Origin of the sequence: Pararhodobacter marinus, assembly GCF_003122215.1 — a bacterium.
In the GTDB taxonomy this organism is placed as follows: domain Bacteria; phylum Pseudomonadota; class Alphaproteobacteria; order Rhodobacterales; family Rhodobacteraceae; genus Pararhodobacter; species Pararhodobacter marinus.
This window is the reverse complement of the sequence record NZ_QEYD01000004.1, coordinates 184,291-197,462: the sequence shown is the minus strand read 5'-3', so window position 1 is coordinate 197,462 and position 13,172 is coordinate 184,291. Positions and strand designations below refer to the sequence as shown.

At 67.3% G+C, this 13,172-nt stretch carries 10 protein-coding genes and 1 riboswitch; of the genes, 8 read left to right on the top strand and 2 right to left on the bottom strand.

Features of this window, described 5'->3' with window-relative positions; translation table 11 throughout:
- Window positions 1–57 precede the first annotated feature (57 nt).
- A riboswitch (glycine riboswitch) is annotated at window positions 58–149 on the top strand.
- A 142-nt stretch (window positions 150–291) separates the two neighbouring features.
- From gcvT to C4N9_RS07750, 8 genes are all read left to right on the top strand, one after another.
- Window positions 292–1,380, top strand: a complete 1,089-nt coding sequence (gene gcvT / locus C4N9_RS07785) for a glycine cleavage system aminomethyltransferase GcvT (RefSeq protein WP_109532750.1) — start codon at window positions 292–294, stop codon at window positions 1,378–1,380.
- A gap of 10 nt (window positions 1,381–1,390) precedes the next feature.
- Window positions 1,391–1,750: a glycine cleavage system protein GcvH gene (gene gcvH, locus C4N9_RS07780; RefSeq protein ID WP_109532749.1), complete on the top strand. Its 360-nt coding sequence runs from the start codon at window positions 1,391–1,393 to the stop codon at window positions 1,748–1,750.
- 18 nt (window positions 1,751–1,768) lie between these two features.
- Complete coding sequence (locus C4N9_RS07775; RefSeq protein ID WP_109532748.1) at window positions 1,769–2,119, top strand: VOC family protein; 351 nt, start codon at window positions 1,769–1,771, stop codon at window positions 2,117–2,119.
- Entirely contained in the window at window positions 2,112–2,603 is a 492-nt protein-coding gene (locus C4N9_RS07770; protein WP_109532747.1) for an SRPBCC domain-containing protein, read from the top strand. Before C4N9_RS07775 ends, C4N9_RS07770 begins: the two co-directional genes overlap by 8 nt.
- Before the next feature lie 8 nt (window positions 2,604–2,611).
- Window positions 2,612–5,452 (top strand): aminomethyl-transferring glycine dehydrogenase, encoded by a 2,841-nt coding sequence (gene gcvP / locus C4N9_RS07765; protein ID WP_109532746.1) that lies wholly within the window; start codon window positions 2,612–2,614, stop codon window positions 5,450–5,452.
- Window positions 5,449–6,348, top strand: coding sequence for a ketopantoate reductase family protein (locus C4N9_RS07760; protein ID WP_109532745.1), 900 nt, complete (start codon window positions 5,449–5,451; stop codon window positions 6,346–6,348). Before gcvP ends, C4N9_RS07760 begins: the two co-directional genes overlap by 4 nt.
- Window positions 6,349–6,478: 130 nt before the next feature.
- Window positions 6,479–7,507: an LLM class flavin-dependent oxidoreductase gene (locus C4N9_RS07755; protein ID WP_109532744.1), complete on the top strand. Its 1,029-nt coding sequence runs from the start codon at window positions 6,479–6,481 to the stop codon at window positions 7,505–7,507.
- A gap of 280 nt (window positions 7,508–7,787) precedes the next feature.
- Window positions 7,788–10,712, top strand: a complete 2,925-nt coding sequence (locus C4N9_RS07750; protein ID WP_109532743.1) for a valine--tRNA ligase — start codon at window positions 7,788–7,790, stop codon at window positions 10,710–10,712.
- A gap of 51 nt (window positions 10,713–10,763) precedes the next feature.
- Here the strand turns inward: C4N9_RS07750 and C4N9_RS07745 are convergent, their stop codons facing one another.
- Both C4N9_RS07745 and C4N9_RS07740 read right to left on the bottom strand, forming a co-directional pair.
- Window positions 10,764–12,080: a DUF3422 family protein gene (locus C4N9_RS07745; RefSeq protein ID WP_245902492.1), complete on the bottom strand. Its 1,317-nt coding sequence runs from the start codon at window positions 12,078–12,080 to the stop codon at window positions 10,764–10,766.
- A gap of 135 nt (window positions 12,081–12,215) precedes the next feature.
- Window positions 12,216–13,169, bottom strand: a complete 954-nt coding sequence (locus C4N9_RS07740; protein WP_109532742.1) for a YcjF family protein — start codon at window positions 13,167–13,169, stop codon at window positions 12,216–12,218.
- Window positions 13,170–13,172: the final 3 nt, after the last annotated feature.

Here is a 13,172-nt window from a genome sequence, read left to right as displayed (position 1 = left end):
GCGACCGGCCGCGCGCGATGGGACTTGCCAGCGCCGCATCGGGCTTGCTATCGACAAGGGGTGATGACGGGAGAATCCGGCCCCCGGGCCGGTGCCGAAGGAGCAACCGCCCCGGTAAACTCTCAGGCGCCAAGGACCGTGATCGCACTGGAACTCTGGAGAGTGGCGCATGCGCGCCCGCCGAAGGGATAACGATCTCAGGCGCCCGGACGGGCAAGGACAGAGGGGGCACCATGGGCGCGGTCAGCGCCCGATCTGGTGCCGGTCATCCGACCGGAGGGGAAGGACGGAATGACCGATCTGCAACGCACATGTCTTCATGACCTGCATGTCGAACTGGGCGCCCGCATGGTGCCCTTCGCCGGCTACGAGATGCCGGTGCAATACCCGATGGGCGTGATGGGCGAGCATCAGCATACCCGCGCGCAGGCCGGGCTGTTCGATGTCTCGCATATGGGGCAGGTGATCCTGCGCGCCCCGGCAGAGGCGCTCGAGGCTCTGGTGCCGATGGATATCGCCGGCCTGGCCGAGGGGCGCCAGCGCTATGCGTTCTTCACGGATGATCGCGGCGGCATCCTGGATGACCTGATGGTCGCGAACCGGGGCGATCACCTGTTTCTGGTGGTAAATGCCGCGTGCAAACACGCCGATATCGCCCATCTGCGCGCCCATCTGGACGGGGTCGAACCTGTCGCCGACCGCGCGCTTCTGGCCCTGCAGGGGCCGATGGCGGAAACGGCGTTGGCGCGGCTGGTGCCGGGCGTCGATGCGATGCGCTTCATGGATTTGCGCAGCCTCGATTGGGAGGGGACCGAACTCTGGATCTCGCGGTCGGGCTATACCGGCGAGGACGGGTTCGAAATCTCGCTGCCGGAAACCCGGGCCGAAGCTTTCGCCCGCGCCCTGCTGGCCATGGACGAGGTCGCGCCGGTCGGCCTTGGCGCGCGCGATTCGCTCAGGCTGGAAGCGGGGCTGTGCCTTTACGGCCATGACATCGACGCCACCACCTCGCCCGTCGAGGCGGGGCTGACCTGGGCGATCCAGAAACGCCGCCGCACCGAGGGGGGCTTTCCCGGTGCCGCGCGCATCCAGCGCGAACTGGCAGACGGTCCCGCCCGCCTGCGCGTGGGCCTCAGGCCCGAGGGCCGCGCACCGATGCGCGAGGGGACGAAACTGTTCGCGACCGAGGACAGCCCCGAGCCGGTCGGAACCATCACATCGGGCGGTTTCGGGCCGTCGCTGCAGGCGCCTGTCGCCATGGGCTATCTCCCTGTGGAACTGACCAAACCCGATACCGTTGTCTGGGGCGAACTGCGCGGCAAACGCCTGCCCGTGCGCGTCGTCCCCCTTCCCTTCCGTCCCTCCACCTATCGCAAATGAGGCTAACGCGATGAAATACACCGAAGAACACGAATGGCTCCGCGTCGAGGGCGATCTGGTCGTCGTCGGCATCACCGAACATGCCGCAGAGCAACTGGGCGATGTTGTCTTCGTGGAACTGCCCGAGCTGGAAACGCAGGTCGCCAAGGGCGACGAGATCTGCGTGATTGAATCGGTCAAGGCGGCCTCGGACATCCTCGCCCCGCTGGATGGCGAGATCGTCGAGACCAACGAGGCGCTGATCGACAACCCCGCGCTCGTGAACGAGGACCCGACCGGCGATGCGTGGTTCTTCAAGATGAAGATCGCGGATATGGCCGAACTCGACAGCTACATGGATGAAGACGCCTACAAGGACTTCATCGGCTAAGCCCGGATCGGAAACGCCATGGCCGTCACCAGCCTTGTCCCCAACCTGCCCGCACGCGACCCGCTGGCGCTGGCGCGCTTCTACGAGGCGGTGTTCGGCCTCAAGGCCGATTTCGACATGGGCTGGATCGCCTTTCTCGGCATCCCCGGCGCGACCGGCACGCGGCTGCAACTGGCGGCCGAGGGCGGGTCGGGGACCGATCTGCCGGCCATTTCCATCGGCGTCGACGATCTGGACGTGACGCTGGAACGGCTGAAGGCCACGGGCCACCAGCCGGTCTATGGCCCCGTTACCGAGCCCTGGGGCGTGCGGCGCTTCTACCTGCGCGACCCCGAGGGCAATCTGGTCAACGTGGTGACCCATGATTGACCCCGATCGCCGGCCAAAGGCCGATCCCGCCCGCCGGGACCGGGCCACGCGCCAGATCGCCGCGGCGCCCGAAACCCTGTACGGTTGCTGGACAGACACCGCGAAACTCGCCCGGTGGCTGCCCCCGGACGGGGCCGAGGCGCATATCGAAGCGCTCGATCCCCGGCCCGGCGGCGCGTTGCGCATGGTCCTGCGCTTCGCGTCCGGCTCGCCGGGCAAGGCGGGCAACGCACACGATGTCGTTCGCGCCCGTTTCGTCACGCTAGAGCCGCCGCACCGGCTTGTGCTCGACATCCGTTTTCCCAGCCTCGACCCGGCCTTCGACGGCACGATGCGGATGGCGTGGCGCTTTGACCCCGCCCCGGGCGGCTGCCTGGCCTCGGTCGAAGCCACGCAGGTGCCCCCGGGCATCGAGCAAGACATCCATGAACGCGCGCTGGCCTCGTCGCTCGCCAATCTCGACCGCCTCGCGCAAACCTTGTGAGACCCGCCATGCCTTTCACCGAATCCGCCTACGATCCGTATGATTTCGCCAATCGCCGCCATATCGGCCCCTCGCCCGCCGAGATGGACGCGATGCTGAAAGCCGTCGGCGCGCCCAGCCTCGACGCGCTGATCGACGAGACGATTCCGCCGTCGATCCGGCAGGACAAGCCGCTGGACTGGGCGCCCTTGTCCGAAGGCGGGCTTCTGGCGCGGATGCGTGCCGTGGGGGCGAAGAACAAGGTGCTGACCTCGCTCATCGGGCAGGGCTATTACGGCACCATCACGCCCCCGGCGATCCAGCGGAACATCCTGGAAAACCCGGCGTGGTACACCGCCTATACCCCCTATCAGCCGGAAATCGCGCAGGGCCGTCTGGAGGCGCTGCTGAACTTTCAGACCATGGTCGCCGACCTGACCGGCCTGCCCGTCGCCAATGCCTCGCTTCTGGACGAGGCGACGGCGGCGGCCGAAGCGATGGTCATGGCCCAGCGGGTCGCCAAGTCGAAGGCCACGGGCTTTTTTGTCGACACCAATTGCCATCCGCAGACCATCGCCGTCATCAAGACCCGCGCGGCGCCGCTGGGCATCTCGGTCATCGTGGGCGAGCCTGAAACGCTCGAACCCGCCGTCGTCTTCGGTGCGCTGTTCCAGTATCCGGGCACCTATGGCCATGTGCGCGATTTCACCGATGACATCGCCGCGCTGCACGCGCACAAGGCCATCGCCATCGTCGCCACCGATCTGCTGGCTTTGTGCATGATCAAGGAGCCGGGCGCGATGGGGGCGGATATCGCCGTGGGCTCGGCCCAGCGCTTTGGCGTGCCCCTGGGATATGGCGGGCCCCATGCCGCGTTCCTGTCCTGCGCGGATGCCCATAAACGACAGATGCCCGGGCGACTGGTCGGCGTGTCGGTCGATGCGCGGGGCAACAAAGCCTACCGTCTGGCCCTGCAAACCCGCGAGCAGCATATCCGCCGCGAGAAGGCCACCTCGAACGTCTGCACCGCGCAGGCACTGCTGGCCGTCATGGCCTCGATGTACGCGGTGTTTCACGGCCCCGCCGGTCTGCGCGCCATCGCCGAGCGGGTGCATTTCATGACCGAGCGGCTGGCCCGCGCGCTGAAAGCCGCCGGCGCCGTGGTCGAGCCCGAGGCCTTCTTCGACACGATCACCGTCGAGGTCGGCGTGGGTCAGGCCGGGATCCTTGCCGCCGCGCGGCAAGAGGGGCTCAATTTCCGCAAGATCGGCACCCGCCATGTCGGCATCGCGCTGGATGAGACGACGGACGAGAACGTCCTCTACCGCGTGCTGAAAGCCTTCGGCATCGACGGCGTACCGCCGCACCGCGCCAAACTGGGCTTTCCCGCCGCGATGGCGCGCGAGAGCGATTATCTCACCCATCCCATCTTCCACATGAACCGCGCCGAAAGCGAGATGATGCGCTACATGCGCCGCCTGTCGGACCGCGACCTGGCGCTCGACCGGGCGATGATCCCGCTGGGGTCCTGCACGATGAAGCTGAACGCCGCGGCCGAGATGATGCCGATCAGCTGGCCCGAATTCGCAGCCCTGCACCCGTTCTGTCCGCCCGATCAGGCGGCGGGCTATGCCGAGGTGATCGAGGATCTCTCCGCCAAGCTGTGCGAGATCACCGGCTATGACGCGATGTCCATGCAGCCCAATTCCGGCGCGCAGGGGGAATATGCGGGTCTGCTGACGATCCAGGCCTATCACCGCGCCAAGGGCCAGCCCGAGCGCGACATCTGCCTGATCCCGATGTCGGCGCATGGCACGAACCCGGCCTCGGCCCAGATGGCGGGGATGCAGGTGGTGGTGGTCAAATCCGCCCCCAACGGCGATATCGACACCGAGGATTTCCGCGACAAGGCGGCGGCGGCCGGGGACCGGCTGGCCGCCTGCATGATCACCTATCCCTCGACCCATGGCGTGTTCGAGGAAACCGTGCGCGAGGTCTGCAAGATCACCCATGACCATGGCGGACAGGTCTATATCGACGGCGCCAACATGAACGCCATGGTGGGCCTTGTGAAACCGGGCGAGATCGGCGGCGATGTCAGCCACCTGAACCTGCACAAGACCTTCGCCATTCCCCATGGCGGCGGCGGTCCCGGCATGGGCCCCATCGGCGTGAAGGCGCATCTGGCCCCCCACCTGCCCGGTCACCCCGAAACCGGCGGCACCGAGGGGCCGGTCAGCGCAGCCCCCTATGGCAGCGCGTCCATCCTGCTGATTTCCTGGGCCTATTGCCTGATGATGGGCGGGCCCGGCCTGACGCAGGCCACCCGCGTGGCGATCCTGAACGCCAATTACATCGCCGCCCGGCTGCACGGTGCCTATGACGTGCTGTTCATGGGCAACAAGGGCCGCGTGGCGCATGAATGCATCCTCGACACCCGCCCCTTCGCCGAAGCGGGCGTGACGGTCGAGGACATCGCCAAGCGTCTGATCGACAACGGTTTCCACGCGCCAACGATGAGTTGGCCGGTCGCGGGCACGCTGATGGTCGAGCCGACGGAATCCGAGACCAAGGCCGAGATCGACCGCTTCATCGCCGCGCTTCTGGCGATCCGCGATGAGATCAGGGCCGTCGAGGCCGGCGAGATCAGTGCCGAAGCCTCGCCCCTGCGCCACGCGCCCCACACGGTCGAAGACCTCGTCGCCGACTGGGACCGCGAATATTCGCGCGAACAGGGCTGCTTCCCGCCGGGCAGCTTCCGCGTCGACAAGTACTGGCCGCCGGTGGGCCGCGTCGATAACGTCTATGGCGACCGGAACCTGTTCTGCGTCTGCCCGCCGCTTACCGATTATCAGGAGGCCGCCGAATGACCATCGCCATCTTCGGCGCGGGCGCCGTCGGTTGCTATTTCGGTGCGCTGCTGGCGCGGGCGGGCGAGGATGTCGTGCTGATCGGGCGCCAGACGCTTGTGGACGCGATGAGCTTTCGCGGCCTGCAGCTGGAAAAGGACGGCCGGATCGAGCATGTCACGGTCCGCGCCAGCACCGATCCCGCCGCCATCGCCGGGGCCGACCTGGTGCTGGTCTGCGTCAAATCCCCCGACACGCAGGCGGCGGCGCAGGCGATGAAACCGCACCTTTCCGCCGATGCCACCGTTCTCAGCCTGCAGAATGGCATCGGCAATGCGGACCTGTTAAGCGCCGAGCTGAACCGCCCCGTGATCCCCGCCGTGGTCTATGTCGCGGTCGGCATGGCCGGGCCGGGCCATGTCCAGCACAAGGGGCGCGGCGAGCTGGTACTGGGCGAAGGCCCCGGCGCCGATGCCGCCGCGACCCGGCTCAACGCCGCGCAGATCCCGACCGAGGTCTCCGCGCAGGCGGAAACCGCGCTCTGGACCAAGCTGACGCTCAATTGCGCGGTCAACGCGATCTCGGCCCTGACGCGCCGGCCCTACGGCGTGATCGCCCGGCGCCCCGAGGCCGAAGCGACCTTCGCCGCGCTCGTCGCCGAATGCCGCGCGGTCGCCCAGGCCAGCGGCGTCACCCTCCCCGAAGACATGCTCGATCAGGTCATCGGCATCACCCGGTCGATGAGCGGACAGCTTTCGTCCACCGCGCAGGACGTGATCGCGGGCAAGCCCACGGAAATCGCCATGCTCAACGGCGAAATCGCCCGACGCGGCGCGGCCCTGGGGATCGACGCGCCCCTCAACCGCGCGCTGGCGATGATGGTCGGGCTGATCGAGCCGCGCCGGGACGCGACTTAGACCGGGCAACCGGCCCCGTCCGGCCGCACACCGTCGCGCCCCCGGTGCATCCCTGCACATCCCCCTTGCGCGCACGCGCCTTTGACCGCGCGCCCCGAACCCTTATCTCTCGCTCAAACAGGAGACGATCATGAGCGAGATTTCCCTCGGCCTCGATACTTTCGGCGATATCAGCATGGGCGCCGACGGCCAGCTCAAACCCATGGACCAGGTGCTGCGCGACGTGGTCGAAGAAGCGGCCTATGCCGACGAACTCGGCATCGACTTCATCGGCCTGGGCGAGCACCACCGCGACGATTTCGCGATTTCCTCGCCCGAAATCGTGCTCGGCGCCATCGCCGGGCGCACCAAGCGCATCAAGCTGGGCACGGCGGTGACGATCCTGTCGACCGACGATCCCGTGCGCGTGTTCCAGCGCTTCTCGACCCTCAACGCGGTCTCGAACGGCCGCGCCGAGCCGATCCTCGGGCGCGGGTCCTTCACCGAAAGCTACCCGCTCTTCGGCTACGACATGAACCTCTACAACGAGCTGTTCGAAGAAAAGCTCGACATCTTCGCGCGCCTTCTGCGCGAGGACGAGGTCAGCTGGCAGGGCCAGACCCGCGCACCGCTGCACAAGGCCAAAGTCTACCCGCCGCTGGGCCAGCCGATGACCACATGGGTGGGCGTGGGCGGCAGCCCGGATTCGGTCGTCCGCGTCGTGCGCCACGATTTGCAGCTGATGCTGGCGATCATCGGCGGCGACCCGCTGCGCTTCAAACCCTATGTCGATCTTTACCATCGCGCGGTCGACCAGCTGGGCATGACCGCCCGCCCGATCGGCATCCATTCGCCGGGCCTCGTGGCGAAAACCGACGAGGAAGCCCGTGAACGCCTCTGGCCGCATTACGCCGCCAATTTCGGCCGCATCGGGCGCGAGCGCGGCTGGGGCCCGATGAGCAAGGACAAATACCTCGCCGAAGTGGCGCATGGGGCGCTGGTCGTGGGCTCGCCGGAAACTGTCGCCCGCAAGATCGCCCGCGCGGTCAAGGGGCTGAACGTGCAGCGCTTCGATCTGAAATACACCACGGGCCCGGTGCCGCACGAGCAGAACATGGAAGGTCTGAAGCTGTACGGCGAAGAGGTCATCCCGATGGTGAAGGACATGCTGGCCAGCTGACCCGGCGCCGCGCCCGCATCGACCGCAGGGAGGGGGCTGTCTGCCCCCTCTTTGCCTGTCGGCAAATTCACCCCCGAGGATATTTGAGGAACAAAGACGCGGCGTTAGCGCTTCGTTAACCCTGCGTCTTTGTTCCCCAAATATCCCAGGGGGTCCGGGGGAGGATCCCCCGGCCTCTCCATCCCGCGCGCCTGCCGGAACGCAGCGCCGCTCTTTCCCTTTCAGCCCGGCCCCGCTAAACAGCGCGAAAGCCCGCCGAACGCCGTGAGGGAAGACGCAGATGACGATGGACAAGACCTTCAACGCCGCCGAGGCCGAGGCGCGGATCGCCGCGCTGTGGGAAGAACGCGGTGCGTTCAAAGCCGGCGCCAATGCCAGCCGCGATGCGAGCTTCTCGGTCATGATCCCGCCGCCCAACGTGACGGGCAGCCTGCATATGGGGCATGCGTTCAACAACACGCTGCAGGACATCCTCGTGCGTTGGCACCGGATGCGCGGTTTCGACACGCTCTGGCAGCCGGGTCAGGACCATGCCGGCATTGCCACGCAGATGGTGGTCGAGCGTGAGCTGGCCAAGGACAAGTCGAACGCCACGCGGCGCGAGATGGGGCGCGAGGCCTTCACCCGGAAGATCTGGGAATGGAAAGCGCAATCGGGCGGCACGATCATCGGTCAGCTGCAGCGGCTGGGCTGCTCGCTCGACTGGTCGCGCAACGCCTTCACCATGTCCGGCGCCCCCGGCGCCCCGGCGGGCGAGGAAGGCAATTTCCACGACGCGGTGATCAAGGTCTTCGTCGATCTTTACAACAAGGGCTACATCTATCGCGGTCAGCGGCTGGTGAACTGGGACCCGCATTTCGAGACGGCGATCTCGGATCTGGAGGTCGAGAATACCGAGGTCGCGGGCCATATGTGGCACTTCAAGTACCCGCTGGCGAACGGCGCGACCTACGAATATGTCGAGCGCGACGAGGACGGCCGCGTCACCAAGCGCGAGACCCGCAACTACATCTCGATCGCCACGACCCGCCCCGAGACCATGCTGGGCGACGGCGCGGTGGCCGTGCATCCCACGGACGAGCGCTACAAGCCCATCGTGGGCATGCTGTGCGAGATCCCGGTGGGTCCGAAAGAGCACCGCCGCCTGATCCCGATCATCACCGACGAATACCCCGATCCGAATTTCGGCTCGGGTGCGGTGAAGATCACCGGCGCGCATGATTTCAACGACTACGCGGTCGCCAAGCGCAACAACATCCCGCTTTACAACCTGATGGACACCAAGGCGCGGATGCGGGCCGATGGTCTGTCCTACGAGGAAAGCGCGCAGATCGCCGGGGCCATCGCGCGCGGCGAGCGCGAGGCGGGCGACGTGAGCCAGATCAACCTTGTCCCCGAAGAACTGCGCGGTCTCGACCGCTATGACGCGCGCAAGGCCGTGGTCGAAGCGATCAATGCCGAGGGGCTGGCGGTCACCTATCTGAAGAAGACCATCGACCCCGAGACCAAGGCCGAGGACCTGACCCGCGAGCCCCTGGTCGAGGACAAGCCGATCATGCAGCCTTTCGGCGACCGCTCGAAAGTGGTGATCGAGCCGTTCCTGACCTGGCAATGGTTCGTCGATACGTCGAAGATCGTGGGCCCCGCGCTGGACGCGGTGCGCAAGGGCTGCGCGGCCGAGCGGGACGGGACGTTCGATCCGCAGGCGGGCTATACCCGGATCCTGCCGGAATCGGGCGAGAAGGTGTATTACCACTGGCTGGAGAATATCGAGCCCTGGTGCATCTCGCGCCAGCTGTGGTGGGGGCACCAGATCCCGGTGTGGTACGACGACGAGGGCAACCAGTATTGCGCGCCCTCGGAAGCCGAAGCGCAGACGATGGCGCCCGGGAAGACGCTGCGTCGTGAAGAGGATGTGCTGGACACCTGGTTCTCGTCCGGCCTGTGGCCCATCGGCACGCTGGGCTGGCCTGAGCAAACCCCGGAACTGGCGAGGTATTTCCCCACCGACGTGCTGATCACCGGGCAGGACATCCTGTTCTTCTGGGTGGCGCGGATGATGATGATGCAGCTGGCCGTCGTCGACCAGGTGCCGTTCCACACTGTCTACTTGCACGGCCTGGTGCGCGACGCCAAGGGCAAGAAGATGTCGAAATCGGTGGGCAACGTCATCGACCCCTTGGACATCATCGACGAGTTCGGCGCCGATGCGCTGCGGTTCACCAATGCGGCGATGGCCAGCCTTGGCGGGGTGCTCAAGCTCGATACCCAGCGCATCACCGGCTATCGCAACTTCACCACCAAGCTGTGGAACGCCACCCGCTTCGCCGAGATGAATGGCGTGTTCGAGGGCGCGCCCGTGGCGCAGGTGCCGCAGCCGCAGGCCACCGCCAACCGCTGGATCATCGGCGAGACCGCGCGCACGCTGGCCGTGGTCAACGAAGCCTTCGCCAATTTCCGTTTCAACGACGCGGCGAACGCGCTTTACGCTTTCGTCTGGGGCAAGGTCTGCGACTGGTATGTCGAATTCGCCAAGCCGCTGTTCGATGGTGATCAGGCCGATGAAACCCGCGCGACGATGCGCTGGGTGCTCGATCAGTGCTTTGTCCTGCTGCACCCGATCATGCCCTTCATCACCGAAGAGCTGTGGGGCCTGACCGGGCCGCGCGAGAAACTCTGCGCCCATGCCGACTGGCCCGATTACACGACCGATATCGCCGATGCCGCAGCCGATCGCGAAATGGGCTGGACCATCGGCCTGATCGAAAGCATCCGCTCGTCGCGCACGCAGATGCGGGTGCCGGCGGGGATGAAGCTGCCGATGCTGGTGGTGGATCAGGACGACACCGCCAGGGCCGCCTATGCCCGCAACGAGGCGCTGATCCAGCGTCTGGCGCGTCTGGACGGGCTGCATGAAGGCGCCGAGATCCCGAAAGCCGCGCTGACCGTCGCGGTCGAGGGGGCGACCTATGCCCTGCCGATCGAGGACGTGATCGACATCACCGCCGAGGCCGACCGGCTGGAGAAATCGCTGCAGAAGCTCGACAAGGAAATCGGCGGGCTGAGCGGGCGGCTGAACAACCCGAAATTCGTGGCCAATGCCTCGGACGAGGTGGTCGAGGAAGCCCGCGCCAATCTGGCCGAGCGGTCGGACGAAGCCGCGCGCCTGCGCGAGGTGCTGGAAAAGCTGCGCGCGATGGCCTGAGCCCGGCACGACGGAAACGAGTAAAGGGGGGCTTCGTGCCCCCCTTTTGCGTCAGTGCAGCTTGGACCGGATGCGCCGCAGCGCCAGCCAGACGGCCAGCACCACGACCGGCGTGACCATCGCGTAGACCGAGGTCTTGCTCAGCCCCATCGGCTCGGCCAAGGGCGTGACCATGTTCGACACCAGCCCCACCGCGTAATAGCTGATCGCCACGACCGACAGCCCCTCGACCGTGTGCTGCAGGCGCAGTTGCAGATCGGCGCGGCGATCCATGCTTTGCAGGAGCTCGGCATTCTGCGCCGAGCGCGCGACCTCGACCTGCGTCGACAGCAGCCGCCCGGCCCGCATCGCGCGCTCGGACAACAGCGCCAGCCGGCTTTCGGCGGCGCGCACGGTGCGCATCGCCGGATCCCAGCGGCGGCGCATGAACTCGGCCAGGGTCTGGCGCCCTTCGTACCGTTCCTCGCGCAGCACGGCGATACGGTCATGCACGATGGCCTCGTAGGCCCGCGTCGCTCCGAACCGGAAGGACGAGGCCATTTCAAGCCGCTCGAGTTCGGCCGAGACCTCGATCAGCGCGCCCAGCACCTCTTCGGCATGGCTGGCCCCGCCCGACATCCCTGCCTGCAGATCGCCCAGCCGCCGGTCCAGTACCCCCATCTGTCCCGAAACCTGCCGCGCCCGCGCCAGCCCCAGCATCGACATCGCGCGGTAGGTCTCGATCTCGCACAGGCGCTGGACGATCCGACCCACCCGCCGCCGCCCGGTCTGCGGATGCACGAAGATCGCCATGCGCAGATGCCCGGCCGGGTCGATGCGGAAATCCGACGCCACGATCGCCGCGCGATCCAGCACATAGGTGGCCGCAAGGCTTTCGGCGACGAACCAGTCCTCCAGCTTCGGACGGATCGCCGCCGGGTCGCATTCCCCGTCCGCGAGCGGCATTTCCTCGATCCGGAACAGGATCGAGGTGACGCGCATTCCCGGCACGCGCGCCAGCCAGTCGCCGGGAAAGACGTCGAAGGCGGCGGGATCGAAGGGCCGCTGCGTCAGCCCGTCGGAAAACGCCATCCAGGTCGTCATCTCGGTGTGGTTTTCCCATTTCAGCCCGTGGCGACCGGCCCGGACGAAATGATGCGTGGCGTCGGGCGCGGGATGGGCCGCGCCGTGACGGTCGAGAAGATCCACCAGATGCGCCCGGTCCCTCCCCCGGTCGCGCGCCACCGCGTCCTGCGAGGGCTTCACGGCCAGAAACACGGCCGTCGCCGGCACCGCCACGACCGGCGAGGGCCGGGCATGCAGCTCGTTGGTCAGCGCATAGCGCAGCGGATGGTCCTGAAAGGGGGGCGTGGCGGGCGTCATGGGCATACCGGCTGTCGAAACGGGTTTTCCCATTAGGACGATGCGCGCGCCTGAGAAAAGCGCGCCATGCGCCGCAGTCCGGCCAAGGCGCAGTATGCAATCGTGTCCTTGTAATTCGGCAACAAACGCGCCCGGCAGCGCCTAGCCGCGGTCGAAGAGACCTCGCAGCGCATTCGCCGTGACCGTCGTCACCGCCGGTTTGCGCCCCATGCGGAAGGGCAAAGGGCGGCACAGCTCCATCGCGGCCAGCCCGACGCGGGCGGTCAGTGCGCCGTTGACGACGCCCTCGCCAAATCGCCGCGAGAGCTTGGACAGCAGGCCGCCGCCCGCGAGCGAGCCCACCAGGTCGTCGCCCACCGCAACCATGCCGGTCGCCATCAGATGCACCGCCACGGACCGCGCCAGCCGCCAGTTGCCGAAGGTTCCGGGCCGCCCGCCATAGATCTCGGCAATCCGCCGGATCATCCGCAGATTGGCCGTCAGCGCCGCCGCGACATCGGCGAAAGCCAGCGGAATCAGCGCGGTCGCCAGGGCCACCTGCCGGGCCGAGGCCTGAATTTCCATCTGCGCACGCTGATCGAGCCCGATCAGCAGATGCGCCTCGGCGCCTTCGATCACCGCCTCGGCGTCCAGCGCCTCTTCGGTCGGATCCTTCGCTCCGTAAAGCGCCGCGACCGAGGCCGCCACCGCGCGCGCTTCTGTCAGATCGCCGGTGCCCACGGCCAGTTCCGCGCGCGTGCGGATCGCGTCGAGCCGGCGCACCCGCAGATATCCCAGCGCCTCTTTGCCCGCCCAGAGCACCAGCGCCACGACCAGAGCCACCGACAGCGCCGCCGCCAGCCAGCCCAGAACCGGCACCCGCTCGATCAGGCGCGCGGCGAAATCCCATGCCGCGACGCCCAGCACCAGCGAAACCAGCGCCGCGCCCACGCCCAGCACCCAGCGGCCCGGCCCCGAGGGACGTCCCTTGGCCATGCCGGCCACCGCCATCTGCATCGCCGCGCCGTCGGGCGGGCCGTCGATTTCGGGTGCGCCCGCCACGTCGGCATGGCCCTCGCCCTCGTCCAGCTCGATCAGAATGGGTCCGTTGCTCATGCT

Excerpts from the sequence above, each read along its gene's own strand:
- gcvT (WP_109532750.1), top strand. The coding sequence starts at position 292 with ATGACCGATCTGCAACGCACATGTCTTCATGACCTGCATGTCGAACTG.
- gcvH (WP_109532749.1), top strand. The coding sequence starts at position 1,391 with ATGAAATACACCGAAGAACACGAATGGCTCCGCGTCGAGGGCGATCTG.
- C4N9_RS07775 (WP_109532748.1), top strand. The coding sequence starts at position 1,769 with ATGGCCGTCACCAGCCTTGTCCCCAACCTGCCCGCACGCGACCCGCTG.
- C4N9_RS07770 (WP_109532747.1), top strand. The coding sequence starts at position 2,112 with ATGATTGACCCCGATCGCCGGCCAAAGGCCGATCCCGCCCGCCGGGAC.
- gcvP (WP_109532746.1), top strand. The coding sequence starts at position 2,612 with ATGCCTTTCACCGAATCCGCCTACGATCCGTATGATTTCGCCAATCGC.
- C4N9_RS07760 (WP_109532745.1), top strand. The coding sequence starts at position 5,449 with ATGACCATCGCCATCTTCGGCGCGGGCGCCGTCGGTTGCTATTTCGGT.
- C4N9_RS07755 (WP_109532744.1), top strand. The coding sequence starts at position 6,479 with ATGAGCGAGATTTCCCTCGGCCTCGATACTTTCGGCGATATCAGCATG.
- C4N9_RS07750 (WP_109532743.1), top strand. The coding sequence starts at position 7,788 with ATGACGATGGACAAGACCTTCAACGCCGCCGAGGCCGAGGCGCGGATC.
- C4N9_RS07745 (WP_245902492.1), bottom strand. The coding sequence starts at position 12,080 with ATGCCCATGACGCCCGCCACGCCCCCCTTTCAGGACCATCCGCTGCGC.
- C4N9_RS07740 (WP_109532742.1), bottom strand. The coding sequence starts at position 13,169 with ATGAGCAACGGACCCATTCTGATCGAGCTGGACGAGGGCGAGGGCCAT.